Here is a 236-nt window from a genome sequence, read left to right on the forward strand (position 1 = left end):
TTCTCCTTCAACTCCCCCTTCGGCGCCTGCCCCGAGTGCACCGGCCTGGGCACCCAGCTGGAGGTGGACCCCGAGCTCGTCGTCCCCGACGAGGACCTCTCGCTGGCCGAGGGGGCGATCGCCCCCTCGGCCAGCGAGAGGTCCTCGTCGGGGACGACGAGCTCGGGGTCCACCTCCAGCTGGGTGCCCAGGCCGGTGCACTCGGGGCAGGCGCCGAAGGGGGAGTTGAAGGAGAA

At 72.0% G+C, this 236-nt stretch carries 2 pseudogenes; one reads left to right on the forward strand and one right to left on the reverse strand.

Annotated features, from left to right (window positions below):
• Positions 1-63: 63 nt before the first annotated feature.
• Positions 64-111, forward strand: a pseudogene (locus GTQ99_RS27700) (hypothetical protein); the annotation flags it as partial.
• Here the strand turns inward: GTQ99_RS27700 and GTQ99_RS27705 are convergent.
• A pseudogene (locus tag GTQ99_RS27705) lies at positions 102-236 on the reverse strand (hypothetical protein); the annotation flags it as partial. The pseudogenes GTQ99_RS27700 and GTQ99_RS27705 overlap by 10 nt on opposite strands.

Source organism: Kineococcus vitellinus (assembly GCF_009906315.1).
GTDB lineage: Bacteria > Actinomycetota > Actinomycetes > Actinomycetales > Kineococcaceae > Kineococcus > Kineococcus vitellinus.